Source organism: Endozoicomonas sp. OPT23 (genome assembly GCF_009653635.1).
Classification (GTDB): Bacteria; Pseudomonadota; Gammaproteobacteria; order Pseudomonadales; family Endozoicomonadaceae; genus Endozoicomonas_A.
The window spans coordinates 121,229-147,082 of the sequence record NZ_PPFD01000003.1; the positions used below are offsets into that span (position 1 = coordinate 121,229).

Consider the following 25,854-nt stretch of genomic DNA (forward strand, 5'->3'; position numbering starts at 1 on the left):
TTCAGGCTTTGGTCGACTCATTCTACAGAAGGGTAAATAAAGCTGGAAAAACCTCCAAAATTACCATTATTATCTGCGTGAGAAAAATAATTATCTTGCTAAATTTACTGATCAAGAATGCCATTTTCTGAGAGGGAAAAGTGGCCTACCGACCACTCTCACTTGTTATAAGACTAAATACTCCAAGTTTTAATCAACTCTGCAAAAGCCACGTCTTTCCATTCATCTCGCCACTCCTCAAGATACTTAATATCACTAGAAGAAGGTGGAACCTCGCATTCATCAACCTTTACTAATGAAGGAACAGATATAGCATCTCCTATAAGTAATGCCTCACCCTCAGTCAGTGAAGGTAATATATTAGTGATATCGCCGATTGTATCTGGCAACAAGCGCTTAACAAAGTTTTGGTCATCTGGATTTGTTAATCTCATAGAGATAAAGCTACTACATTGAGAGAATATAGTTTCCGAAATCTCAGACGGTCTTTGGCTCGCTAATAGGAGGGTAACACCATATTTTCTACCCTCTTTTGCAATTCTCTCAATAGCTTCCTTAGACGCCCGATATTTGCTTAAACCACTCTTTGGTGCGTATTTATGAGCTTCTTCATAGACAACTAAAATGGGAGCATTTTGTTCTTGACCATTTGATTTTCTGTACTTCTTATTGTAATACCCAACCTCAAAAATAAGCCTAGAAATAAGAGAAACACATATACTTAAAACTTCGAATGGTATTCCACTTACATCAAAAATAGTTACATTAGCCTTAGACTCATTCTTATATCCTATTATTGACTCTAAAGTATTTTTGAATGTAACGTTCTTCGTCTTAGAACCGACTATAAATTCTAGTCTTTTATCGAAAATCTTATTTTCCAGCCTATTAATAAAATTAATGAGTTTACCATTCAGCGTTCCAGTTGCAGAAGTTCCTTTTGTGTCAAGTCCTTCTTTGAATAATCGGCTAGCTGTATCTTCACCAAAAATAAACTCATCATCATCAATCCACTTAATATTATTGTCTTTATCCTTTTTCTCATTATTTCTATTTTTAATATAATAAAGAATTTCCTCTATATCAAAATAAAGTGGTGAATCATAATGAATTCTTTCTTTAGCAACTGAATCACCGGAAAAATGATACTTTTTATTTAATACGATTGCTTCTCTAAAAACATTACGCTGATTATGATCATTTGCCTCAGTATCTAAAAACAACTCTTCTAATTCTTCACTATTTAGCAACCAATAAGGGAGGATTAATTTTTCAACACCTAGTATGTTTGCAGAAGGAAATGCACTTTGATACTCAGAGTGTATGTCAAATATAGCAATATGAGAATTATTCAGACCTTCAAAAGAAGATCCTTTTGACTCTGTCGCTTTTTGCAAAATTTTAGCTACTGTGTGTGACTTCCCTGAGCCAGTAGATCCAACAATTGCAATATGCTTATTAAAAAATCTATTTCCATTTACTGGAACTGAAACATTTTTGTTTAGTGAAAGCTTTGAAAAAGTGAACTTCTCATTTTCATTTACACTATTTTCATAAATAGCTTTAATATCTTCTAGCTTTGCTGGTTCAACTTTTTTTGGAGGCAAAGCCAATGAATCTCCTCCTCGATAGAATTTTCCATTTTTAACTAACCCGATGGGGCTAGCGTCAATAATATACTTAGGCTCACCTCCATTTTCGTCTGCAACAATAGAAAAATTTTCAATTATAGCTAAAAGGGCTACATCCTCATTATCTGAGACTCTTAGATACGAGCCAACCTTAAGTTTTTCTTCAGCAACCTTAAATTCTTCAAGCTTATCAACTGAAACCTTTATTTTATTAGGACTAACTGAAATTACCTCAGCATTAACCTCTGGTTTGTTATTCATTAGATAATATCCTTTATATCTTCAAAATTTAACACTTGAATTTTCGTATTTTTAATATTTTCATCGATAGCAAGATTTAACTCATTTTCATTAGTGAAAATTTGATATATCTCAACTCTCGATTTTGCAGATCTAACCGCTGACAGCAGGTCTTCTTCCGTTTCAATATATTGAAAAAAAACACTTCTATCAGTTTTTGCCTCTATGATTGTATTCACACAAAAGTTGCTTCCCCTAAAATTATAACCATCAGAAAAAACAAGACCCTCGTTGTATACTTGTTTTTTTATAGAATTAACTATTTCTTTTTCTTTTCCGTAGATATATAAATATGGAGAGTAGGGTGATGGCGTACGTTTTGATAAATTTGACCAACTTTTTTGAATGGAATAGATGCAATCTTTAACTTCCGAATCCGATCTGGAACTAGAAATATCAATCACAAAAAATCTATCATATGGTTGAGTATTTAAACTTCTTGAAAACAAATCGGACTTTAGCTTAGTGAGATACTGTTTCCTACCTTTAAATTTATATAACCAAATATTAAATAAGACTTTCGTTTTGCTCAATTTATTTATAAATTCTGATTTTGTAATTATTCTATTGTTGTGGTCACACCCAAGCTTTGTAATAGCTGAAAACGCCGCATTATAATAGTAATGAATTGCCTCTTCTTTGGTACAGGAGAAATTTTTTACCAGTTCTTCGACAACTTGACCGTGCTGCTCATCAAAACTCTTTGCATTTATATCTAAAATCAGCCGCCCTATAAACTCTTCTAAATCGTTATCAGTTAGACCTAGGATTAAATACTCTTGATACTTGATTTTATTTTTTGTATAGGTTAGAAACTTATCTTTAAGAAACTCGATTGTAATTTCCGTAGGCAATTTATTTTGCCCGCTTTTATAATGACCGAATAAATAATATTTTCCGACTAAGTTTCTATTTTTAGCAAAGTGCTCAAGCATCAACCTTATGGGCTTTGCTATAACAGAATGATTATATTCAGTTTTCTCGTAATATTTACATTGTACAGCACTTACTTCACCATCCTGTTTAACATCAACATCTTCAATACCTTCCACTTCGATACTATCAGTATCATTTTTAAGCGAAAGCACCTCCAAAATGGATTTATCAAACTGGTAGCAATAACCGCGAATTGTATCTATTGCACTTCTATCCAAAACAAAACTCCTTCCCTGGTAAGGGTATACTTGGCTTTTGTCTAGCCTATAGCGCGCTTAACGAGCAAATGGTAGTTGGCTATAATCCGTAACACAATACAGGAGCCAATCAGTATTTATCATGTAGAAACGCTTGGTATACACCGTGTTATTCGTCATCAGACTCTTTAGAAGTTGATGCTTGTTTTGCACCGAAGTAATATCCGACAACAACAAATATCACATTGAGTACACCCTCCATTAATTTGTCTAAGGATGTGATTAAGTCAATTTTACTGACAACAACAAAACAAAGTGTACACACCAACGTGATTGCAATAATACCAGCACTATTATTTTTAACTTCGAAGAATTTACCAAAGACGAGAGAGAAAATTGATCTCCCAAATGTTCGTGCCCACCAACTTTTTGCTTTTTGATTCACACACAACCTCAATGTTGATAAAAGTGTAATTACTGGTACAAATAATGCCCAATTTGGTTATATGGTTTTCTTCTTTCACGACACGCTACCGCTCTTCCAGAGCACGCCAGAATTCATCCAGTGCGACCAGCTTGTAAGCTTCCACCGTCGCTTTTCTAGGCTCGATATTATCACGGTATTTCCTCATACCCTACCCATCTACGGCTCAAAATAGCTCTACAGTCCCTGCAAACAGTAGCCCCACTCCTTCACAGTGCGCTCTCCCCTCTTTTGAATTTCAGTAATTGTGACCGACATCGCTCTTACTCAAAAAATTCTATTCCCTGTGGCAACACAATTTTTTGACCCGTTCTCCTGCCAGTCCTACGCCAATTACATTCAAAAGAGAGGAAAACACCCCATGAAAACATCACTTACCAACAGCATGCTTTGCACCCTGGTTCACTTGATCAAGAATCAGCTTGAAGCCAAGCGACATGAGATAGCCCAGCTCTCTCAATATACGACGAAAGTCATTCGTGAAAGTTACAACGCAGAAGTAGACGAACTGGTCACTATCAAGACTTTACTGGAAGCAGAGCTGAAGGCACTGGATGAACCTCAGCCAGAGTTGAAATCCACCAAGAAGTAACGAGCGGGGAGTTTATCTCCCTTCTCTTCTTCTATTTAGACAGCTATGACTCTATATGCCATAGCCCAGAAGCTCTCGTTCGGTATAGGAGTCTCGCAATCGGTCTATCAACTGGTGCTCCGTGGTCTCTTTGTCCTCATAGTGGAGCGTAATGCTGTTCCAGATGGTCATGGATTGCAGTTCATGGAGTACAGTATCGAATGGAACCGATTCTCTGGCACAGGCTGACAGGAAGTTACCCATCATCAGCTGGTAGTTCTTGCCGGTAAAGCTGGTTGCCTTCTTGTAATAACGCTTGTAGTGCAGGTTGTCCTTGTAGGAGGACTCAGGGTACTTGAAGACCACATCGTCTTTAAGAATCGTCCAGAGTGGGTCGAGGTAGTTGCGATTGTACTTGAACTGGAAGGATTTCAGGCCGTATTGCCAGAGTGAGTGGATATGCTTGAGCACCTCGGAATAGGTGTTCATTCTCACCCCGATTTCGCCTGTCTTTATGTCACAGCTGCCCAGAGCGAATTGCTGAATCACCGAGTGATGGAAGCGGGTTTCAATCCGGAAAACATCTCTATCAGGGTCATAGCCGGATGAGCCATCGTCCAGCAGGGTACTGTTCCTCCATTTGTGTTCCATGTAATCGAATTTGTCGATCTTCTTGGCTTGCAGAGTTTTGTTATAGACCGCTAATTGGCTGGCATTGGCTGAACCAAAGCAAAAAGACTGACCTTTCTCGTAGACGCCTGTAATCTCATGCAGGTTAAACTCGGTTATTTCCAGCCCGTTGTACTGACTGCACTTCTTGGACTTACTGTGCATCCGATGGGCAAAATCCTGAGCAGGTTCCCAACCCTGAATATCTACCGCCAGATGTATTGCTGGGTAGTAGGCTTCAGCACCCACCAGTATCCGGTCTGCCAGTCGTTTCAGGTAATCGTCCACTTCCTTTGGCTTTCGGTTATCCAGGAACCAGGGGGAACACTCAATCTTCAGATGAGAAGCGGGAGACTCAGCCTTGGCATGGAACTGTTTGAACAGGATGACCAGCCCTATCTGGCTATTCTGGAGTCGGTACTGGTAGCCGGAGTTCTTACCGATCTTCGCCAATATCCAGTTCTGACCCAATAACTGGAACTTCTTCTCCTTGAGATCGAGTGAATGCTCAATATCGGTATGGAAATTGGGGTTCATGCGCCCACGAAAGAGCTGTCGAAAGGTATCGACATAGGTACCCACGATCTGGAAGCCCTGCTCATCGAAATCAGCGATATGGCCGTAACGGGGATGCCGGAACACCAGCCCCTTGTCATCAGCCTCTAACGCCTTCTGATCTCCGTTCCATCGGAAGCGATCCAGTGTTCTCATAGTAATCTCCTTTTCAAACGACAGTTCACGTGAGTGTGTTTATTTTCTAACGTGCTACAGGGACGTCTCCCTGTGCGCGCTGCCGCAGGCGTTGCAGTCGCGCACAGGCCGTAAGCGGCGACGCCCAGCCCTGCCAAAGAGATCTGCGAACCGGATGGTGGTTGAAAAGCAGGTTGATCAGGATGGTGTAATTGCACGCGCAGCATGTCGGCGGCCTGTTGATTCAGCAGCGGAGAGCCAGAACACAACAGCGACGGCTGAAAGGCATCTATTTTTATTAAGAAGACGACGCTCATTATTAATTCACCACCCTGCTCACAGAGAGAACGTTTAATTAAATATACACACTCAAACTCATCAATCAATGTCAGAATAAATTTAACCAACAATGACCAATAAAGACCAATAACGAGCGTTTTTAATTCAATGGACTTTGGAGCCTTGTCGCCGTGCTTGATTAATTTTTTGCTGCGATGGGGAAAATCGCAGACAAAAAAATTAAAGCACAGCGCCATCCAAACTCCATTTAATAAAACACTCTAAGTCAAAAGCGAGAAAGACCTTCATAGACTATAATTACCCTGTATTTCTAGACTATTTCGCTTTCATCAATCATCTTCTTGAGCTTGCGAACATTGATCAACCGACGCTTACCGATTTTGAAGGAAGGAACTTGATTCTTACGAACCCAGACACGAACAGTCTCTATAGACACGCCCAACAATAATGCAAAATCATCCATAGTTTGAAGGAGTCGTTCATTATTATTGTTTTCCATTACCAATTCCTTTTTGTTATCTATATTAATAAGAATACAAAACAAGGTGATTATTTCAATCAACCAAACATTCAAATTCTATTGACAAATCCGACTTGCGACTAACTGCGAACAACTGCGAACAACTGCATAGTTAGAAAAATAATACTTACAGATTCTTTACATTTAAAATAATAAAAAGGAGCCAGTATGGGGATAAAGAAAGCAGGACAACAATGGAAAATTGATTTTAGGATTGGCGAAAAACGGTTTCGTCATACCGCCAAAACCAAAATCGAGTGTATTCAGTTTCGAGACAAGGTGGTCACTCAGAAAAAATCCATTGCAGCCGGACACGATCCTCGTCACCTCGATGAAATGATTATGCTCTGGTACGAATCCCGAGGTGTAGAACTGGCAGACCATCAACGCACCCTGAAGAACCTGATGCGCTTCTGCGAGACTCTCGACAATCCTGTTGCTCAGGATGTGACACCAAGGGACTGGCATCACTATAAGCGTATAAAGCGGGATGAAGGCATGGGGGATAAAACCCTGAATAACATGCTGGGCTACGTGAACGCCGTCTATAACTTCCTCCATAACAACGCCCTGATCGAATACAGCAACCCGCTGCGCTCCATAAAGAAGATCAAAATTCATGAGAAAGAGCTGATGTATCTGAGCCGTGAAGAGATCGATATCCTGTTTCAGGAGATCAGGCAAGGCTGCATCAATAAGCACGTGTATATGATCACCAAAATCTGTCTGAGTACCGGCGCACGGTGGGGCGAGATTGAGAGCAGGAAGAACCACCATTTCCAGAACAACCAGGTGCATCTTTCCTACACCAAATCCAAGAAGAACCGAGTCATTCCTTTAGAGCCTTCCCTGTTTCAGGAGGTGAAAGAACATATCGAAGAACGTGGAGAGTTCACCAATAGTCAGGAAGCGTTCAGAAGAGCTCTATTGCGGTCTGGAGTAAGAACAGTGAAAGGACAGGCCAGCCATATCCTGAGACACACTTTCGCCAGTCACTTCATGATGAATGGTGGAAATATCAGGGTTTTACAGACTATTCTGGGGCATTCAGATATCAAGATGACAGAGAAATATGCGAAGTTCAGTAAGGATCATCTGACAGATGCCGTACGACTGAATCCGTTAAGCGAGCCAAATGGACACTTCGTGGACAGGTAGGTAAATCTTAATTTGTTTTGGGATTTTTTCGCTTTAGAATCAAGCGTTTAGAGAAGAGAAATGGCGGTGAGGGAGGGATTCGAACCCTCGATACGTTTCCGTATACACACTTTCCAGGCGTGCTCCTTCGGCCACTCGGACACCTCACCGTAAATCCGCATCAGCACTTGCTGGCCTTGCTCAGTAATGAGCTGTTTGCCGTGCCGTTTGCTGCGAACGAGGCGTACTTTACACAAGCTCTTTGACAAAAGCAAAGGGGGACAAATACTTATTTAGATCTTTTCTGCACGATAGCTCCTGAAACCGTCACAGCTGGTTTTCCATCTCGAAAATCGAAGCTTTCTCATATGAGCTTTATCGTTATTTATCCCCGCTTCAGCTTATTTAGCGAGAATACGCTGGAGAGAATCTTTTCTCGTAAAACAAATGGGATAAATCGCCCCAGAAGAGTTAAAGCCAGACTACCATTACCCAGCCTTACCAGAGAGCTGGAGGATTCATCTTCAATGTTATCCACAAGATTTCGACAGAACTTCTCTGTTGACGTTGGATTCTTCTGAGAGGCATTGGCGCGTTTCCTTACTGCTGACTCAATGCCTTTATATAAAGAGCTATCACTCCAGACTCGTTCCAGAGCAGCATTAGCATTGCGTGCAAAATCAGATTGTATTGCACCAGGATGCACGGTCATCACCCGTATGCCAAAAGGAGCCAGCTCCATTCTTAAACAGTCGGACAAAGTATTAATGGCCGCTTTTGATGCACAGTAAGTGCCAGAGAAAGGCGTTACACAGACGCCTGAAACACTTCCAATATTTACAATCGTGCCAGCCTTCTTCTGTATCATTGCTGGAGCAAAGGCCTGAGCCAAAGCCATTGGTGAGATTACATTAGTGGCGAACTGCTGTTGCAACTCTTTGACCGGTGTTTCTATCAAAGGCCCCATAGAACCATAACCGGCATTATTGACCAGTAGATCCAAACGTCCATCGTATGACAGAATACGACCGGCTAGTTCATCTATCTGATCTTGGTCGTTTACATCCAGTAATGCTGAAACAATACCTATCGTTTCGAGATCAATGAGGCTTTCCGGATTTCTGGCCGTAGCCCAAACCTTATAGCCTCTTGCATGTAACTCCAGAGCCAACCTACGACCAATACCTGTAGAGCAACCGGTTATGAGTGCATTCTTTTGATTATTCAAAACACGCCCTTACTGTCCTTTATATCCTGTCATGATTACAAAGTAGCAAGCTATGGAACAGTCATTTATACGTTAAGTGCAATTTTTAGATCTGTTTGTAAACCTTCTAATTACTGCTAGTTTAATTCTTACATTCATGACACCCAAGGCTTGTTCGCAGGAGCAAGTGATAAATAAACAACTCCATATATTTATAATTAGCCAACTGATTTATTCCTATCAAAAAGTCGTATTTCTCGACTACGGAATAATGAATACAACAACGAACACTTCCATGAAACCATATCTACTTTATGTATTTGTACTCGCCTCATTTTGCTCATGGGCAGAGATACAGCCAGCCATCTTTAGACTTTATTGCCCGGAAAGGCTGGTACTCATGAGCAGTGACAGAGAAGAGCAAGAAAGCGCATTACTGAAAGCAAGTAAAGAGTTCCCGTTTTATAAAGAGTTGGTTAAGAGTGGTCTTATCTCTTTCAAGCATAACTTCATAATTCAGGAACCCGCCATTTACTATTTGAAACAGGGATACATTCATTATCTTAATTCTAATAAGATCATTCTTGATTGTAATTATGAAACAAGATTCTTTTACGACACAGCGAAATCAGAAGCCTTTTTGGCTTACTCCTTAGATCCTTCAAGATCAGCTGAGACTGTTTACTCCAGCATTGGCAACGCTATTTCAAAACCCTGTGGGGCTACAAATAAGCAACCAGACTGTTATGTTATGCCCGAGTTTATTCCTGTCGTTAAAGTAGGAGATATAACATTAACTCACGCAGACAGTGAAAGTAACTTGTCTGCCCTGCCTCAGCAGTTTCATTCCAACCATGAGGATTACACTGTTTACTACCCCTCAGGAGCAAACAGTTTGGCATCAATTTGTCCTGAGTTAAGAAATCTACAGAATCAGACTATTAATTTCATACGCCTGGAATGGAAGGCTCGACGACTCAAGCTTGAGTGCCAATTATTTTTTCATGACCCCAAATCATCAGTGAATCAGGAACTGACCTCAGAGCAGAACTCTCTGATATGGTCTCAATGGTTCTGGGAGTTAGCCCCTAACCCAAGACTCTGGCATGAGAGGTTCAGGCAAACGAGCCGTTCAGATAAACAAAGAAACGAACTTTAGCGATCAACACAGCATCTTCAAGCAAAGTCCAGTGGCTGACCCTGACGATATATAATTATGATAATGAGCTTTTTCCATAAATAACATTGATCATTTCATTTAAAATATCCTGACCATTATGCAGTTATCAGGCTATTGATTCATGGTAAACCCAGTTTGGCTAAAAACCTTTATCACGCTGATAGAACAAGGTCATTTCACTCGCACCGCTGAAGTTCTGGCCATGACACAACCTGGTGTCAGCCAGCATATTAAAAAGCTGGAAGAGTATTATCAGACTTCTCTGATCAATCGTTTTGGCAAACAGTTTGAACTCACACCCAGTGGTGAAACAGTCTACCGTTTTGCACAGAGCCTGATTGAGAGTGAAGTTCAGCTGCGTGAATCACTGATCAAGGATCACCCATACAGCGGCATCTGTCGTATATCTTCACCCGGCGCTTTAGGGCTGAACATTTACCCCAGGCTCATAGAACTGCAAAAGCAATACCCTGAACTCAGCATTCATTATGAAGTAGCACCAAATCACAGAATAGAAGAAGAGCTGCTCAACAATCATATAGACTGTGGTTTGATGACTCGGAAACCAAAACAGGAAAGTGTTTTGTCTGCTCATGAAGTCAGTTCAGAACAACTCTGTTTAGTCGTTCCTGCCACTTTCAGTTTCACAGGCTATTCATCACTGAGGAAGCTGGGACTGATTGGCCACCCAGATGCCAGCCACCATGTCAGCCTGATGTTTCAGGAGAATTTTCCTGAGGAGTTCAGAGGCATTGGCAGCTTCCCTGATCACGGGTACGTCAATCAAATTAATCAGATTCTGGAACCCGTGGCGTCAGGGCTTGGTTTCACTGTTCTGCCTGTCTCTGTTGTGCAGAGTTTCTCCAGACCAGAGCTATTGAAGATGGTGGAGTTACCCTGCACAGTGGATGAAACCGTGTTTCTGGTGACCAAGACCCACAAACCACTGGCTTCAAGATACAGTTTTCTTTTCGAGACTCTTTTCAGCACTCCCTTCAGAGGATGACTGATCGGCCTCAAGCGCTATATCACTGCCCAGATCAGCCGTTTCCAGTGTCTGCCTGGGTAGTTCTTTCTTCACCCTAACGCCCAGAGTGAGGAACTGGTCAGCCTGAGAAATCAGGTTGCCCCTGCCATGTTTGAGCGTTCCCAACGCATCGTCATAGGTGGCGCGGACATTCACTAACTGAGTGTCCAGCTTTTCCATCTTCTCGACAAAGATGCGAAGTTTGTCGTACACCTGACGGGCACGGTCTGCCAATTTACGGGCGTTGGCATTCTGACGTTCAATGGTCCATAGGTTAGAAACTGTTCTCAGCGTTGCCAGTAATGTCGTAGGCGTGACCACGACAATACGTTTCTCAAAGGCTTCGTTGAACAACTGCTGCTCATGCTGGAAAGCCACCATAAAAGCAGGCTCTATTGGCATGAACATAAAGACAAAATCCGGTGCTTTCACTTCTGGCAGAGACGGATAGTCCTTCTCGTTAAGGCTCTTGATATGGTTGCGAATACTCTGGATATGTCGCTTAAGAGCGACTGCTCTTTCTTCCTCGGTGTCTGCACTCACATAAGCCATGTAATCCACCAGCGACACCTTGGAGTCAATAATCAGGTGCTTCTGCTCTGGCAGATAAACAATAAAGTCCGGGCGTTTATTCTGACCTTCTTCATCCTTAAAGTTAGGTTCCCGCTCGTACTCCTGACCTTTTATCAGGCCGCTGCTTTCCAGAATTTTCTCTACCTGCAATTCACCCCAGTTACCCTGAAGTTTTTTGTCACCTTTTAATGCTTTGGCAAGGTTGCCAGCTTCGTCAGTAATTCTCTGGTTCAGGGAATAAAGGGTTTCCAGCTGTTGTTTGAGTGCCGCACGACCTTCATTATCCGCTTTCTGTGCTTCTTCAACCTTGTTTCTGAAATCCCCTAACTGCTCTTTAAAAGGTTTCAGCAGATGTTCAAGCCGTTCCTGCTGCTGCTCGGAAACCAGTTTGCTTTTAGCGTCCAGAATATCGTTGGCAAGGTTGCCAAACTCTTCCTTCATGGCCTGTTTGTTTTCTTCCAGTTGCTGAAGGGAACGGGTGTTTTGCTTCTGCTGCTCGTCAAGGCGAACCTTCAGCTCTCTCACCTGTTTTTCTGCCAGAACCCGGGTTTCCTGTTCCCGCAGCTTTTCGTCTGTAAGAAGCTGAATCTGATTATCCCGCTCAGCAACTCGATGCCTTTCGTTCTGTAACAGAGCTTCCAGCTTGCCCTTGATAATCTGTAGATCTCTAATATCCTGCTGAGACTTTTCCCGAACAGCCACCAGCCTGTTATTTTCAGCGGTCAGTTCAGTAATTTTACTGCCCTGTTGCTGGGCAATGTACTCAACCTGCTGGCTACCGTTACCAGCCTTCTGCCGTGCAACCAACCAGCCCAGGGCAAAAGAAATAAGGGCAACAACCAGGACAATGCCCAGGGTACTCAAATCCATGTGTCATTCTCAAATAGAGTAGAATTACTACAAGAGTGCTAGACAAGCCAAGGCTTGGTCAATAGTCACAAATCTATAGCTGTCACCCGAGAACAGCTTCCAAGGACTGCCATTGAATAAATCTGACATTCATTCCGCTCTGATCTCTGCTCTGGAACAGCAGTGGCAAGCGGCACTGAAAGCTGCTGATACGGCTCAGGAAGCCGCCAGCGACAGTGAAAACAAACCTGAAAATCAGTACGACACACTTGCTCTGGAGGCTGCTTATCTGGCTCATGGCCAGTCCGAGAGGGTACTGGAACTTGAACAGGCGTTGCTCACCTGTAAGAAAATGCCCATCAAATCATTCTCTGATGACAATACTATTGCCCTGGGCGCACTGGTCGAACTCGCTGATGGCAAACAGTTGCTCTGGTTTTATCTCAGTCCTGTCGGTGGTGGGATTGTCCTGAACGTGAAAGGCTCAACTATCACCGTTATCAACCCCAAAGCACCTGTTGCCTGTCTGCTGACAGGTAAACTCTGCGGTGATGAGATTGAGCTCCCCAATGGCGGTCTCTATGAAATTCTGTCAGTCTACTGAGCGCATTTATTCAGTCAGGAAGTAAATACCATGTCACGGGAAACTGAAGCCGTAAAACAGTGGTTACAGGATGTTGTTATTGGCCTTAACCTCTGCCCATTTGCAGCCTGGCCGTGGAATAAAGGACTGATTCGAATTGAATCGACAGAGGCAGAAAGTGAATCTGACCTGCTGGTAAAACTGCATGATGAATGCCGTCTTCTTGAGAACAGTTCGGCAGACGAACTGGAAACAACGCTGCTGGTGACTCCAAAGATGCTGGCTGATTTCTATGACTACAACCAGTTTCTGGACAGTGTTGACCAACTACTGGTTGAGTATCAGTGGGAAGGTATTTTTCAGATTGCCAGCTTCCACCCTGATTACTGCTTTGGTGGTACTCAGCCTGAGGATGCAGAAAATCTTACCAATAGATCTCCTTACCCGGTTCTTCATATCATCAGGGAAGAATCTCTGGAAAAAGCCGTGGAACAACACCCGGATCCGGATGGTATTCCAGACAGAAATATTGAAGCTATGAATAAACTCGATGACACTGAAAAGCAGAAGCTTTTTCCCTACCTTTTCACTGCTCAACCCGGCAGGTAAGGCACTCCTTAACAGGGCTCCTGCATTAATGTTGCAGGAGCTTTTTGCTAATCCCGGGCAAAAGAAAAATCATCGGTTTCGCTGCCATTGATAAGCTCTGTCATTGTTCAGCTCGGCCATTGATAAGTAGCTGTTTGAAAAACCGGTTTTTCAATACTGCTCGGATACCTCAAAATGATCCCGGACCAGTTTCCATCGTTTAGGGTCCGTTTTTACCCACTCCTCAAGAGTGATAATTCCCCGCCCGACATTCATGGTCCAATCAGCGCCGAGATGAACCGTTATATCATCAAGCTGTTTTAACCAGATATTGTGATATTCAAGGTCCGTCGCCCCGGACTGGAGGAAAGGTCGCCAGAAGTGATCGATATTCTCCGAGCCATGAAAGCTCCCCATAGGTTTCACTTCCATTTCTGCATCAGCCTGATAGGCCGACACGCAATAATCCACATCACCACCATTAAAATGTTTTACCCACTGTTTGCTGGCGACCAGCACCTCTGAAAGTGCGTTATGGCTCATCTTCAACACCCTGTATGCATCGCAAAAGGTGGCTGAAGTCTAGTCCATGTTTTCTGTGTCGTTTATTTCCACGTATTCGACAGGTGCCCCATTCTCTTCAATAAAGGCTACCCGTATGCCATCAGAAGGTTCAGTCGGTTCAATAATTACTTTTTTGCCTTCAATAGCCTTATCCAGATCATCCACCTGAAACGCTACATGGGGAATAGTCTTCACTAATTCAGGTAACGGGCAGTCGTCGTCAAACCGCATCCATTCAATTTTATGTTCAGTCGTTTCATAGCCACTGACGGACATTTTCAGGTGAGGAATATATCGTTCTTCCTTTTTCTTTTCCCGGGTCGGAATGCCCAGATGGTGATACTTCAAACCATTCATTCAACCGCACTCTCTTGTTGTATATTGGATGTACTGCTGATATTGACCAGATTTTCCCGATATTTATCCTTCCAGCCTCGAGAAACTATCAATAAAAGCACAGCAAAGGCCGCTGGCAGCACTGCAGGCGCGAGCAGAAACCCCTGTTGGCAGAGCCATTCCAGCGTTAACGGCGTAGCACCACCAATAAAAGCAAACGCCAGATTATGGCTGAAAGCAACGCCAGAGAACCGAACCCCTGTTGGAAACAGTTCCACCATGGAAGATTCATAAATTCCCATCACCAACCCACCGGCCAGCAGCAGCGGAAGAAAGGCAATATAGGCGGGTAGCAGCTCATACCTTAGAAGCGTTACGGTAAAAGGAAGCATCAACATGATCAGAGCGCCTGCTCTCATCATTGGTAGTCGTCCGGTTCTATCCGAGCACCAGGCTACAAAAAGAGATAAAAGCGTCAGTGACAGAAAGAAGTTAAATGACGTAAATACCGGCGACTGTTGATCCTGAAGATAATTAAACTGGTAGTTTGGCAGAAAAAACAAAGTCGAAATACAGGTGGCCGGAACCGCCGACACCAGGCTCCCACGCAATAACTCTAGCCGGTGTTTTGTCAGTAGCTGTTTAAGAGGAATTTGGCTTTCTATGGATTCCCTTTTTTCAAATACCGGAGTTTCCGTGAAAGTAGACCGGAGCCAGAAACTTAATAACCCCAGTAAACTGCCAAAAGCAAAAAGAATACGCCAGCCCCACTCAATCATGGCCGACTCACCAAACCAGAAATAAAAACCTGCAATGGCACCAGTCGCTAATACATTGCCAGCGGTAACACCACTGACAATCAGGCCTGTAACCAAACCTCTTTTTCCTGCAGGAGAATGTTCGGCAGCGAAGACCACAGCACCGGGAATTTCACCACCTAGAGACAACCCCTGAAGCACTCTCAGCAACAGCAACAGAAGAGGAGCCATTGCCCCTATTGCTAACGTCCCCGGAAGCAGAGCTATACCTAGCGTCGACAGAGACATCAGAATAATAGAGCCGTTATAGGACCTCTTTCTTCCTCTGGTATCACCACTGTGGCTGTACAACAGTCCACCAATAAATCGAGGCAGATAGCCCGCAAAGAAAATGGTGAACACCAGCATGGTCTGGCTGCTATGAATAAAATCAGGAAAGAAGACTTTTCCAATCACTGGAGTCAGGAACACCATCAGGGTGAAATCGTAGAACTCCAGGGCGGCGCTGAGGGTGGTGACTAATCTGAGACGGAACTGTGATTCCATATTTAGATTTTGATTCTGGTAAGGAGAACCCAGTTTAGGTTACATCTTATATATGTAACAAAGTCATTAGTTGATGAATAAAGAATTAAGAATAGTCCCAACGTCTCTATTAATTGGACTTACATTCCATATTAGGCCGCTTTCAATATCTGCTTACGAAACTGTCCCGGCGGCATACCATAGAACTTTTGAAACGCTTCATAAAAGCGGCTGTTAGAACTAAATCCGCAACTTAAACCAACCTCGGATATCTGGCTTTCTTTATCCTGTAACATTAGCTGGGCCTTCTGAAGTCTCTGAAACTGCAAATACTGCTTTATTGTATTGCCCATAACAGATGAAAAAAGATTCGTCGTATAATTTTTATGCAGCCCCAGATGCTTCGCAACATCAGCCGTTGAAATCGGTTTATGGAGATTCTCGGCAATAAAGCGCACCATTTCAGAAACATGCTGAGCACCTTTTAGCTTTGAAGTTGCCACCTGAGCTTCTGCTTCAATACCATCCGGGTGATCCCAACCCATCAGTGCCACTCTTTTCAGGCAGAGCGCAATCTCTCCCAGTATCAATTCCCGAAATTCAGTTTGCTCAAGACTATATTCCCTGAACCATCTGTCCAAAGTCGCATATAGAAGTGACGCATCCAGTCTGGCAAGAGCAAGATTGCCAGAAAGAATATCCTGCCGAAACTGTTCGGGAAGTGACCATTCGAGAAACAGGGGCAGTGGGATATAGAGATTAAACAGCTTCCCCTCGCCCTGAATATCAATCATCTGATGAGGGACATTGGCCCAGAAGATCGCCAAACGGTTTTCCGGTACCTCTTCCCTGCGACCATTGATGATATAGGTGGCACTGCAGTTAATCAGAAAGTTTAGCTCTACATGGCCATGGACATGCCCCCGTTCCATTACATAGGGCGCACGGGCTTCTATATAGAAGATATCCCCCTGGATATCGGAGATCGAACCGGGCATTTGGTACACGCCTTCAGTTCTGGAAAGGTGAAATGTTTTTTTAGCCATCGCTGATTTCTCGCCCAAGGCGGTTCGAACAAAAAGTGATCTGAATCAGTTTGAGGCATCCATAATAACGAAAATCTTTGTTTTCGGGAAAAACTCTTTAAATTCTGTAAAAGAATAACACCCCATCTCAGCTCTACACTTAAACCATCACATTATTCATCTTCGGATCACTGCATCATGAGCATTCTGATTACCGGTGGCGCCGGTTACATTGGCAGCCACACCTGCATCGAGCTTCTGGAAAGCGGCTTTGACATTGTTGTTGTTGATAACCTGTGCAACAGCAGTCGTGAAGCCATGAAGCGGGTTGAGGCCCTGACAGGAAAAAGCATTCCTTTCTACGAAGCTGATATCCGTAATCCGGAAGCCATGACTGAAGTTTTCAAGGCTCACCAGATTGAAGCAGTGATCCATTTCGCAGGCCTGAAAGCGGTGGGCGAATCCACCCGGATTCCACGTACTTACTACGACAACAACGTCACCGGCACACTGAAGCTGGTTGAAGTGATGGAACAATTTAACGTCCATCATCTGGTATTCAGTTCTTCTGCCACGGTTTATGGCGACCCTGCCATTGTGCCGATCACCGAAGATATGCCAACAGGTGCGACCACCAACCCTTATGGCCGCAGTAAATACATTGTTGAAGAGATGCTGAAGGATATCTCCGCTTCCGACAACAAGTGGAACTTTACCCTGCTGCGCTACTTCAATCCGGTTGGTTCCCATGAATCAGGACAGATCGGTGAAGACCCAAAAGGTATTCCCAACAACCTGATGCCATTTATTGCCCAGGTTGCTGTAGGCAAGCGTGAACAGCTGAGCGTGTTTGGTGATGACTATGACACCAAGGACGGCACCGGTGTTCGTGACTATATCCATGTTGTTGACTTGGCTCAGGGCCATGTAGCTGCTGTAAAAACCCACCAGCAAGATGCTGGCCTGCATATTTACAATCTGGGTTCAGGCACTGGCTCCAGTGTACTTGAAATGCTGCAAGCTTTTGAAAAGAGCTGTGGAAAAAGCCTCCCTTACTCCATTCAGCCACGCCGCCCGGGTGATATTGCCGAGTGTTACGCCGATCCATCCTTTGCTGAAAAAGCATTGAGCTGGAAAGCCAGTCGTACCGTCGAAACCATGACCGACGACACCTGGCGTTGGCAGTCCGGTAACCCGAACGGTTACGAAAGCTAAGAATATATTGTGCAGCCAGACATTCATCTCTGGCTGCAATTGAAGATTAAAACGAACAGAAGCATACGACCATGAGTGAACAAGTTTTTAATCCGGTAGATCATCCTCACCGCCGCTTTAACCCGCTGACCGGCGAATGGGTTCTGGTATCCCCTCATCGCGCCAAACGTCCGTGGCAGGGGCAGGTAGAAGCGACTGCTCCGGAGCAAAAAGAAAGCCACGATCCAGAGTGTTTTTTGTGTCCAGGCAATACTCGTATCACTGGCGATAGCAATCCGGATTACACAGACCCATATGTGTTTCCAAACGACTTTCCAGCACTGCTGACAGACACACCGGATACTTCTGAAGGCGAAGCAAAGAAAGGTGACCTCTTTAAAAGTGACACCGCCCGTGGTGAAGCTCGTGTTATCTGCTTCTCGCCCGATCACAGCAAAACACTGCCACAGCTGTCCGAACAAGAGATCCGTAAGATTGTTGACATGTGGGGCGAGCAGGTTATTGAACTGGGCCAAACCTACCCATGGGTTCAGCTGTTTGAAAACAAGGGCGCGGTAATGGGTTGCTCCAATCCGCACCCTCACGGTCAGATCTGGGCCAGCAGCTTCCTGCCAAACGAAGCGCACAAGGCGGACAAGAACCAGCTGAAATGGATGCAGGAAAACAACAGCAACCTGCTGGTTGATTACGCACGACAGGAATCCGAGTCCGGCGAGCGTACCGTGGTAGAAAACGAACACTGGATCGCTGTCGTGCCTTACTGGGCAGCATGGCCTTTCGAAACCCTGCTGCTGCCAAAGCGTCATGTACTGCGTATGCCAGACCTGACCGATGAAGAGCGTGATGCTCTGGCCAGCATTATGAAGAAACTGACCACCCGTTACGACAACCTGTTCAAGACTTCTTTCCCGTATTCCATGGGCTGGCATGGTGCTCCGCTTGACGTGAATAACGAAGGCACTGATTACAGCCACTGGCAGCTGCACGCTCACTTCTATCCACCACTGCTGCGTTCAGCCACTGTTCGCAAGTTTATGGTGGGCTTTGAAATGCTGGCCGAAATCCAGCGTGACCTGACCGCCGAACAGGCTGCAGACCGTCTGCGTGATCTGTCTGAAACACATTATCTGGAAGCCTGAACAGGAGCAGTAACATGAATCCTAGAACCATTGAATTAAAAGAACAGCTGACTCATCTGTTCGAAAAGACATTCAGCGCCAAGCCAGAATTTTTCTTTCAGGCACCGGGTCGTGTAAATCTGATCGGTGAGCACACTGATTACAACGACGGCTTTGTAATGCCATGCGCCATCGACTATCAGGCAATGATTGCGGCGACACCTCGTGACGATAATAAAATCGTTGTGACCGCAGCCAGTTTTGACGGTCAGGTCAGTGAGTTTGAACTGACCCAACCTGTTGCTCACAGTGAGGATGCATTCTGGAGCAACTACGTTCGCGGTGTGGCTGATGTTCTTCTGAAGAAAGGCTATGAACTGAAAGGAGCCAATCTGGCGGTTACCGGCAATGTGCCACAAGGTGCAGGGCTGAGCTCTTCAGCTTGCCTGGAAGTGGTTACTGGCTTGACCCTGAGCCGTCTCGCTGGTCATGACATCAGCCTGAAAGAGCTTGCTCTGATCGGTCAGCAGGCCGAGAACGAGTTTGTGGGCTGCAACTGCGGCATTATGGATCAAATGGTTTCTGCCTGCGGTGAAGATGGCCACGCCATGCTGCTGGATTGCCGTTCACTGGAAACAACATCCGTTTCCATTCCGGAAGGTCTCGCTGTTGTGATCATCAACTCCAACATCAAACGTGGTCTGGTCGACAGTGAATACAACACTCGTCGTCAGCAGTGTGAAACGGCTGCTGCTCACTATGGTGTGAAAGCTCTGCGTGATATCAACGTTGAGCAACTGGAAAGCGGCCGTGGTGATCTGGATGAGATGACCTACCGTCGTGCAAAACACGTGGTCACTGAAAACCAGCGCACCGTTGAAGCCGCTGAAGCCATGAAAACCAGTGATGTGCTGACACTGGGTCGCCTGATGGCTGAATCTCATGTGTCCATGCGTGATGACTTTGAAGTCACTGTTCCGGGTATCGATGCCATTGTTGAAATCGTCAAGGATGTGATTGGCGATGAAGGCGGTGTTCGCATGACCGGTGGTGGTTTTGGTGGCTGTATTGTCGCTCTGACTCCGGAAGCAAAAGTAGATGCAGTGAAAGAAGCCGTAGCAGCCAAATACCCTGCTGTTTCCAATGGACTGGTTGCGGATATTTATGTCTGCACACCTTCTCAAGGTGCCAGTACCCTGTAAGCTCAGCTTAAACAGCCTTCTACACCTGAGGCGGTCTATCTGATCGCCTCAACGCTCCCCTTTCCTTTGATCTCAATTCAACTAGTCATCCCCCAGCCTGAGCCGATAACAGTCCTAACTGAACGCTTTATCTTTATTGAAATAACATTCTACTGACAGAGGATGTCATGATTCTTTTTCGCAAGGTTGCCCGTCTGCTGGCTCTTTTCCTGCTGCTGACCCTTTTGGCCAGCGTTGCTACCTGGCTCTATCTCAATCCTCAGTCCCATCGGCAGCAACTGTTTATCAATGGCACGGTTCTCACTATGGATGCCAGTAATACCGTTGCAGAAGCCATGCTCGTTTCCGGTAAAAAAATTCTGGCAACAGGCTCTCGTCATCAGCTGGAAAAACTTGCCAGCATTAACGCAGTAGACATTGACCTTGAAGGTAGAACGGTGATTCCGGGATTTATCGAAGCCCACGGTCACTTTCCAGCCAGCGGCCTTGATGCCATATCAGCCGACCTGAGAAACCCTCCGGCAGGTACCGTCAACACAATGGCAGAACTGTTACATAAGCTTGAAATTCAGTCGGGAGAAGAAACTGAAGGCTGGATTATCGGAACAGGCTACGATGACACACTTCTGAAAACTGAAACACCCTTAACACGCACAGAGCTCGATAAAGTTTCAAATACTCGCCCTGTCTTTGTTCGACATATTTCCGGACATATGGCTGTTATTAACAGCACTGGCCTGAAACTGCTTGGGTTCGAAAGTTCTTCCAGCTCGCCTTTCGGTGGCGCCATTGAAAAGGACGACGAAGGTAATCTCACAGGCGTTATCAAGGGTACGGCTCTTCACCCGGTGCTGGAGAAAGTGTTCAATCTCTCCTACAAAAAGCTGATTAAAGCACTGGCGAATAGTGTTGAAGACTATATGGTTGAAGGTGTCACCAGTGTTCAGAATGGTTTGACGCGCCAACCGCTCTACTTTCCTTTAGCGGTCATGTCTGCCACCGGTTTTATTCCCCAAAGGCTCACCTTCTGGCCTGAAGAGAAACTGGCCGAACAGATTGAGAACAAGCACTCTTTCCCTGATGGCCAGAAGGTCAGAACCGGTGCTTTAAAGCTGGTGACAGATGGTGCTATTCAACTCTATACGGCTTATCTGTCTTCTCCCTACCAAACTGTTCCAGCAGGTAAACCTGCAAGTTACAGGGGCAGCCCAGCCTTTCATGAAAACGAGCTGATTCGTACAGTACACAAATGGCATGACAGAGGCTGGCAAATCGCCTTCCACGCCAATGGTGATGCAGCCATCGATCAGGTGCTGAATGCCATAGAGCTGGCTCAGAAAAAAAACTTCCGTGAAGACCATCGTCATACACTGGTTCACAGTCAGGTCATTCGCTCAGGTCAGCTCGACAGACTCAAACAGCTCGGTATGACCGTTTCTTTTTTCCCTGCTCTTATTTATTACTGGGGAGACAGACACAGGGAACTCTTTCTGGGCGAACAGCGAGCAAGCCATATCAACCCACTGAAAACCGCTATCGACAAAGGTATCCGCTTTACCATTCACAGTGATTCACCCGTTACTCCCGTAGATAGCATGGGTCTGATTAACTCAGCTGTTAACCGTCAGACCCGCAGCGGTAAAGTGCTTGGGGAGCATGAAAGAATTGATGTTATAAATGCTCTCAGAGCCGTCACCATTGATGCGGCCTGGCAGGTTTTCCGTGAAGATGAGGTTGGCTCTCTGGAATCAGGGAAACTGGCAGACTTCGTTATTCTCTCTGAAAACCCTTTGGAAAAGCCCGATCACCTGACTGAGATTAAGGTAGAGGAAACCTGGATTGGCGGTGCCAAGCGCTACGACCGGGATCATTTTTCTGAACAGACTGAATAAGAGCACACCGAAACTTTATTACCTGATGCCTGTCCAATGGTATTCTGTCCACACACAAAACAGCAGTCGCCTTAAACAGAATGACCGAACAAGAGCTCGCATCCCGAGATCAGCACTTCAGCAACTACCTTCCCGCTATCAGGGAGATTGCCCGCTCTCAGGGGGATGAAGTGCCGTCGTGGGAAACCATTGAAAACAACAGAAAGCGCTTTCTTCAGGCCTTACCAGAGTCTTCTGACCTACTGATTTTTGCCTATGGCTCTTTGATGTGGAAACCACTGCTGCATTATTCCAACCAATACCATGCAATGCTGGATGGTTTTCGCCGTCACTTCTGTCTCGATATGCCATTTTTCAGAGGCAGCCCTGAAAAGCCCGGACTGATGATGGCACTGGATACCGGTGGTCATTGTGAAGGACTCTGCTTCCGCATACCTGCGAAATGGGTTGAGCGTGAAACTCAAGTACTCTGGAAACGGGAGTGCTGTCTGGACGGGTATCACCCTGAGTGGGTCGTGCCAAAAATAGCTCCTGAAATGAGTGATATCGATGAGCAAATTCCCTGTATGACCTTTGTCATCAACAGTGATGCACCGAGATATCTGAACGATCTCGACCTGGAAATCACTGTTCACAAGATACAGTCAGCGCAGGGACAGTTTGGTAATAACCGTGAGTATTTCGACAACACTCTGCAACACCTGCGTGAGCTGAATATTCTTGATCCGGAACTGGAGAATATTCAGCAGGAGTTGACCAGACAGGGCTTATAGCTTTTTGATCAAAATGCAGCCGTGAGACTGAGCCAGATTTCTCTGCCTGGCTCGTTAACCTTGGCAGCCTGTGGGTTAAACGGATCTCTACTGGCACGATTAATATGCGGTGCATAGGTTTTGTTGAACAGGTTTTTAACACCGCCGTTAAAAGTCAGGCTGTCTGTCAGTTCATATTTTCCATAGAGATGAAATACACCATAACCGGTTGACGACCCTGCATCCAAACCACTTTTTTTATCAACCCTGTCCTGACCACTGGCCAGTTCCAATTTACCTCCCACCAGCCATTGTTCCGCCAAATAATCCAGCTGAAGCGTTAATGATAAAGGTGGCATCTGTGGCAAAGGCTTATTATCTGTTTTGTTCTCCCCCCTGAGCCAGGAAAGCCCTACTCTGCCTTGCCATTGCTCTGTAGAAAAACGAATATCCGAATCCAGACCATAAAGCCTGGCATCACGATTCCCGTAGAGATAAGCACCAGACTCGGATTCATAGCGCAGAATATAATCACTGACTTCGTTCAGCCATGCCGTCACTGACCAATCAAAAAAACTGAAATTTTGTTGATAGCCAATATCCAGCTGATGATGAACTTCCGGCTTGATATCAGGGTTCCCTACCCAGTCATCACTGCCCTGACAGCAGCTCCCCCGAGACGCCACATAGCGTTCAGTTGCGTCAGCCTGCCTGACATTTCGGCTGAGTTTTAGCTGTACTGTTTTATCGCTGGACAGAACATGCTGCCAGCTGAGAAGGCCACTGGCTGCCAACTTATGATTCTCTCGATCAGTTTCTCCATAGTATTTCCTGTAGAGGCTGTCTGGCGAGTTGGTGCCCAATTGTTCAGAAGAGTTTCTGTTGGTTTCTGCGTTCAAATCATCGATTCTTAAACCAACCCGAAGACTGTCCGTTGCTGAGAACCCGTAATCCAGCTCAGAGAATACCCCAAACTGCCTGTTCTCAATTTCCGGCCAAATATTGGCCTGTAGCAGCTCGTCACCAGAATCAGTATTCACCTTGTAGCGTTGAGCGACCTTTTTCACCTGCTGAAAATCAGCGCCTAGCTTTAACTCTGCGACATCAAAGGTCATTGAGCCGGTGAATCGCGCACCACGGCTTTCGGCTTCAGAAGGTGTTCTTATGGCTGATGAAACATCGGGTCTTTTGCGAACACTGTAGTTGTCCATCAAATGTTCAGTTTTGGAGAGCCAGGCCTGAAACTCAAGACCATCAAACCAGCCAATATCATTCTGGTAACTCATCCTCAATCGCCAGCTGTCTGATTTCGCCCAGGGCGCATCCATGGCACTGCCCGCATAATGAATATCATCATCCCGCGAACTCTCAGCATTCACTTCCATACGAAGGCTGTCCGTCAGGTCCAGTGCCAGCAGCAGTCCGCCTGATAATGATTTGAAGGCAGAACTGACCGTTTCACCACTGCCATCACGATAGTTCCCTGCTTTCTGATAAGCACCGTAAGCCCTTAGAAAACCGGACTCATTGCCCGCAGCAAGATCGGCAGTCAGACCTTTGAAATCGCTGTTATCGCTGTAATTCCCAGTCACAGAACCGGTATAGCCCGTGTCATTGTCAAAGACCGGATCATCCCGTTCAAACAATACAGTTCCGCCAGCGCCACCAGCACCAAAGAGTACCGATTCAAACCCATGAATAATTTTTATTCGGTCATAACCGGCAGGGGTGACATAACTGGAGGGAGGGTCCATGCGCCCTGGACAAGCACCATAGAGATAGGTGCCATCCAGTAGAATATTAAGCTGACTTTGCTGCTGACCACGAATGATGGGCTCAAAGCCTCTTCCTGCTTTTCTTGCAGCAGACACACCGGTTTCCAGCTCCAGTAATTTACCTGCATCCATAACAGGTGAACGATCAACCCTGTCATTTAAGTTCGCTCCACTCTGCTCATCGCCGAGGTTGTCTGTTACATCTACATCAAGGTAAATGTCACCAGCGTGAGAAACCGTTGTGAACAGCAACAACAGAAAGTTTTTCTTAAAGACGGGCAATAGCATTAACAGCACTCCAAACAACTGGTGCCAAGGCTTGAGATGATTGTTTATGTATTAATTAATCCAGCGAAGAGCAGTATAGATATGATTTGGGGTTTATCACTTTGAGTAAGCAACAAACCCCGGGAGGGACAAAATTAATTCAAAGGACGGATACAAAAATTTCTGATCATATGACTGGAATTTGCCGCTCCCGTTGCAGCGCTAAATCCCATGGCATCACCTGTTTTACCTAAAGCCCAATTCACTTTTTGCTCAAACAGCGTGAGATTATCGGCAACAACCGTTATCCCACCTTCCTTCACAGTGACCTTGACCGGAATCCATTCACCATGGCTGTAGGCTTTTGAAAAAGGCACTCGTTTAATCGTTGAGCCCTGGTAATCATCAAGCCTGGCTCTCCGTGCGCCATAGATTGGAAAGCTCACAGCATAGCCTCCTGCCACTGCAGATCGTCCCATACTGCCACCAGCCAATGGCTGACCATAACGACTGATATTTCTGAGGAAGAAGAAACGAATACCGTCAGCAGAATTCCAGACTCTATACATGCCGCCATCGTCATCAAGTGTGTTGAACTCAAACATCACCTCAAACGGTGGCTTGATATTGTCAGGGTTGGTATAGAGATACGCAGAAGCACCTGCATAAACAGTCACGGGAAGCAGTATCAGCTCATCGGCACGGTTAACTCTGGGGTAGCTATAGGCATTACCATTGGCAAATGCTCTCCATGGTGCATTTTTGAAACTAACTGACTGGCAGGACGCTTCTTCAGAACTTTCATCTTTGCTTTGAGCGTCCTCGCTCCTGTTTGAATCAGCGACTTCCTCTGTCTGATCCTGATCTTCAAGGCTGTCTTCCGAGCCCTGAAAGGGAGCTGCTAACACTGAGCTACTGAGAAAAACCGCTATGAGTGTACCCATCAAAAACTTCATACCTGCTCCCGATTCATCCATGAATAA

Annotated in this window: 25 protein-coding genes and 1 tRNA gene; 11 read left to right on the top strand and 15 right to left on the bottom strand. The window is 45.1% G+C overall.

The features are described 5' to 3' along the window. Nucleotides 1–173 precede the first annotated feature (173 nt). The 3 genes from herA to EOPP23_RS06350 form a co-directional block, all read right to left on the bottom strand. Nucleotides 174–1,892 carry an anti-phage-associated helicase HerA gene (gene herA / locus EOPP23_RS06340; RefSeq protein WP_153765137.1) on the bottom strand — a complete coding sequence of 573 codons (1,719 nt, stop codon included), beginning with the start codon at nt 1,890–1,892 and terminating at the stop codon, nt 174–176. Continuing rightward, the gene (locus EOPP23_RS06345; RefSeq protein WP_153765138.1) at nt 1,892–3,085 is read right to left on the bottom strand and encodes a DUF4297 family anti-phage-associated protein; all 1,194 of its coding nucleotides are present in this window, start codon (nt 3,083–3,085) and stop codon (nt 1,892–1,894) included. The genes herA and EOPP23_RS06345 overlap by 1 nt, the downstream gene beginning before the upstream one ends. Before the next feature lie 148 nt (nt 3,086–3,233). Further along, entirely contained in the window at nt 3,234–3,509 is a 276-nt protein-coding gene (locus EOPP23_RS06350) for a hypothetical protein (RefSeq protein ID WP_153765139.1), read from the bottom strand. Nucleotides 3,510–3,909: 400 nt separating this feature from the next. Between EOPP23_RS06350 and EOPP23_RS06355 the strand changes: the two genes are divergently transcribed. Continuing rightward, the gene (locus EOPP23_RS06355; RefSeq protein WP_153765140.1) at nt 3,910–4,140 is read left to right on the top strand and encodes a hypothetical protein; all 231 of its coding nucleotides are present in this window, start codon (nt 3,910–3,912) and stop codon (nt 4,138–4,140) included. Nucleotides 4,141–4,191: 51 nt separating this feature from the next. On the opposite strand, the gene EOPP23_RS06360 is transcribed toward EOPP23_RS06355, so the two are convergent. The 3 genes from EOPP23_RS06360 to EOPP23_RS06370 all read right to left on the bottom strand — a co-directional run bounded on the left by EOPP23_RS06360 (nt 4,192) and on the right by EOPP23_RS06370 (nt 6,277). Further along, nucleotides 4,192–5,499, bottom strand: a complete 1,308-nt coding sequence (locus EOPP23_RS06360) for a hypothetical protein (protein ID WP_153765141.1) — start codon at nt 5,497–5,499, stop codon at nt 4,192–4,194. Next, nucleotides 5,496–6,014, bottom strand: coding sequence for a hypothetical protein (locus EOPP23_RS06365; RefSeq protein WP_153765142.1), 519 nt, complete (start codon nt 6,012–6,014; stop codon nt 5,496–5,498). The genes EOPP23_RS06360 and EOPP23_RS06365 overlap by 4 nt, the downstream gene beginning before the upstream one ends. Nucleotides 6,015–6,088: 74 nt before the next feature. Further along, entirely contained in the window at nt 6,089–6,277 is a 189-nt protein-coding gene (locus tag EOPP23_RS06370) for a helix-turn-helix domain-containing protein (RefSeq protein ID WP_153765143.1), read from the bottom strand. A gap of 189 nt (nt 6,278–6,466) precedes the next feature. On the opposite strand from EOPP23_RS06370, the gene EOPP23_RS06375 reads away from it, so the two are divergent. Continuing rightward, entirely contained in the window at nt 6,467–7,456 is a 990-nt protein-coding gene (locus EOPP23_RS06375) for a tyrosine-type recombinase/integrase (protein ID WP_153765144.1), read from the top strand. 61 nt (nt 7,457–7,517) lie between these two features. On the opposite strand, the gene EOPP23_RS06380 is transcribed toward EOPP23_RS06375, so the two are convergent. Both EOPP23_RS06380 and EOPP23_RS06385 read right to left on the bottom strand, forming a co-directional pair. Then, nucleotides 7,518–7,605: transfer RNA gene (locus EOPP23_RS06380), tRNA-Ser, on the bottom strand. A gap of 215 nt (nt 7,606–7,820) precedes the next feature. Further along, nucleotides 7,821–8,663: an SDR family oxidoreductase gene (locus EOPP23_RS06385; RefSeq protein WP_153765145.1), complete on the bottom strand. Its 843-nt coding sequence runs from the start codon at nt 8,661–8,663 to the stop codon at nt 7,821–7,823. Between the two features lie 166 nt (nt 8,664–8,829). Between EOPP23_RS06385 and EOPP23_RS06390 the strand changes: the two genes are divergently transcribed. Then, complete coding sequence (locus tag EOPP23_RS06390) at nt 8,830–9,801, top strand: hypothetical protein (protein ID WP_153765146.1); 972 nt, start codon at nt 8,830–8,832, stop codon at nt 9,799–9,801. Nucleotides 9,802–9,943: 142 nt separating this feature from the next. After that, the gene (locus EOPP23_RS06395) at nt 9,944–10,828 is read left to right on the top strand and encodes a LysR family transcriptional regulator (protein WP_153765147.1); all 885 of its coding nucleotides are present in this window, start codon (nt 9,944–9,946) and stop codon (nt 10,826–10,828) included. On the opposite strand, the gene rmuC is transcribed toward EOPP23_RS06395, so the two are convergent. After that, a complete protein-coding gene (gene rmuC / locus EOPP23_RS06400; RefSeq protein WP_153765148.1) occupies nt 10,775–12,292 on the bottom strand; it encodes a DNA recombination protein RmuC in 1,518 nt (505 codons plus the stop codon). The two genes, EOPP23_RS06395 and rmuC, sit on opposite strands and share 54 nt — an antisense overlap. Nucleotides 12,293–12,404: 112 nt before the next feature. On the opposite strand from rmuC, the gene EOPP23_RS06405 reads away from it, so the two are divergent. Next, nucleotides 12,405–12,875: a transcription elongation factor gene (locus EOPP23_RS06405; protein WP_153765149.1), complete on the top strand. Its 471-nt coding sequence runs from the start codon at nt 12,405–12,407 to the stop codon at nt 12,873–12,875. Between the two features lie 30 nt (nt 12,876–12,905). Continuing rightward, a complete protein-coding gene (locus EOPP23_RS06410) occupies nt 12,906–13,463 on the top strand; it encodes a DUF1415 domain-containing protein (RefSeq protein WP_153765150.1) in 558 nt (185 codons plus the stop codon). A gap of 150 nt (nt 13,464–13,613) precedes the next feature. Here the strand turns inward: EOPP23_RS06410 and EOPP23_RS06415 are convergent, their stop codons facing one another. The 4 genes from EOPP23_RS06415 to EOPP23_RS06430 all read right to left on the bottom strand — a co-directional run bounded on the left by EOPP23_RS06415 (nt 13,614) and on the right by EOPP23_RS06430 (nt 16,671). Next, nucleotides 13,614–13,985 (bottom strand): nuclear transport factor 2 family protein, encoded by a 372-nt coding sequence (locus EOPP23_RS06415; RefSeq protein WP_153765151.1) that lies wholly within the window; start codon nt 13,983–13,985, stop codon nt 13,614–13,616. A gap of 39 nt (nt 13,986–14,024) precedes the next feature. Beyond that, on the bottom strand, nt 14,025–14,363 hold the full coding sequence (locus tag EOPP23_RS06420; RefSeq protein ID WP_228550625.1) for a hypothetical protein: 339 nt from the start codon (nt 14,361–14,363) through the stop codon (nt 14,025–14,027). Beyond that, entirely contained in the window at nt 14,360–15,646 is a 1,287-nt protein-coding gene (locus tag EOPP23_RS06425; protein WP_153765152.1) for an MFS transporter, read from the bottom strand. The genes EOPP23_RS06420 and EOPP23_RS06425 overlap by 4 nt, the downstream gene beginning before the upstream one ends. Before the next feature lie 131 nt (nt 15,647–15,777). After that, entirely contained in the window at nt 15,778–16,671 is an 894-nt protein-coding gene (locus EOPP23_RS06430) for a helix-turn-helix domain-containing protein (RefSeq protein WP_153765153.1), read from the bottom strand. A 177-nt stretch (nt 16,672–16,848) separates the two neighbouring features. Between EOPP23_RS06430 and galE the strand changes: the two genes are divergently transcribed. The 5 genes from galE to EOPP23_RS06455 all read left to right on the top strand — a co-directional run bounded on the left by galE (nt 16,849) and on the right by EOPP23_RS06455 (nt 22,850). Beyond that, nucleotides 16,849–17,865, top strand: a complete 1,017-nt coding sequence (galE, locus tag EOPP23_RS06435) for a UDP-glucose 4-epimerase GalE (RefSeq protein WP_153765154.1) — start codon at nt 16,849–16,851, stop codon at nt 17,863–17,865. Nucleotides 17,866–17,936: 71 nt separating this feature from the next. Continuing rightward, nucleotides 17,937–19,004, top strand: coding sequence for a UDP-glucose--hexose-1-phosphate uridylyltransferase (locus EOPP23_RS06440; RefSeq protein ID WP_153765155.1), 1,068 nt, complete (start codon nt 17,937–17,939; stop codon nt 19,002–19,004). 14 nt (nt 19,005–19,018) lie between these two features. After that, the gene (galK, locus tag EOPP23_RS06445) at nt 19,019–20,185 is read left to right on the top strand and encodes a galactokinase (protein WP_153765156.1); all 1,167 of its coding nucleotides are present in this window, start codon (nt 19,019–19,021) and stop codon (nt 20,183–20,185) included. A gap of 167 nt (nt 20,186–20,352) precedes the next feature. After that, entirely contained in the window at nt 20,353–22,077 is a 1,725-nt protein-coding gene (locus EOPP23_RS06450; RefSeq protein ID WP_153765157.1) for an amidohydrolase, read from the top strand. Between the two features lie 80 nt (nt 22,078–22,157). Beyond that, nucleotides 22,158–22,850 carry a gamma-glutamylcyclotransferase gene (locus EOPP23_RS06455; RefSeq protein WP_153765158.1) on the top strand — a complete coding sequence of 231 codons (693 nt, stop codon included), beginning with the start codon at nt 22,158–22,160 and terminating at the stop codon, nt 22,848–22,850. An 8-nt stretch (nt 22,851–22,858) separates the two neighbouring features. Here the strand turns inward: EOPP23_RS06455 and EOPP23_RS06460 are convergent, their stop codons facing one another. Together EOPP23_RS06460 and EOPP23_RS06465 are read right to left on the bottom strand one after the other, a co-directional pair. Then, complete coding sequence (locus EOPP23_RS06460; RefSeq protein WP_153765159.1) at nt 22,859–24,892, bottom strand: TonB-dependent copper receptor; 2,034 nt, start codon at nt 24,890–24,892, stop codon at nt 22,859–22,861. A 134-nt stretch (nt 24,893–25,026) separates the two neighbouring features. Beyond that, on the bottom strand, nt 25,027–25,827 hold the full coding sequence (locus EOPP23_RS06465) for a hypothetical protein (RefSeq protein ID WP_153765160.1): 801 nt from the start codon (nt 25,825–25,827) through the stop codon (nt 25,027–25,029). Nucleotides 25,828–25,854: the final 27 nt, after the last annotated feature.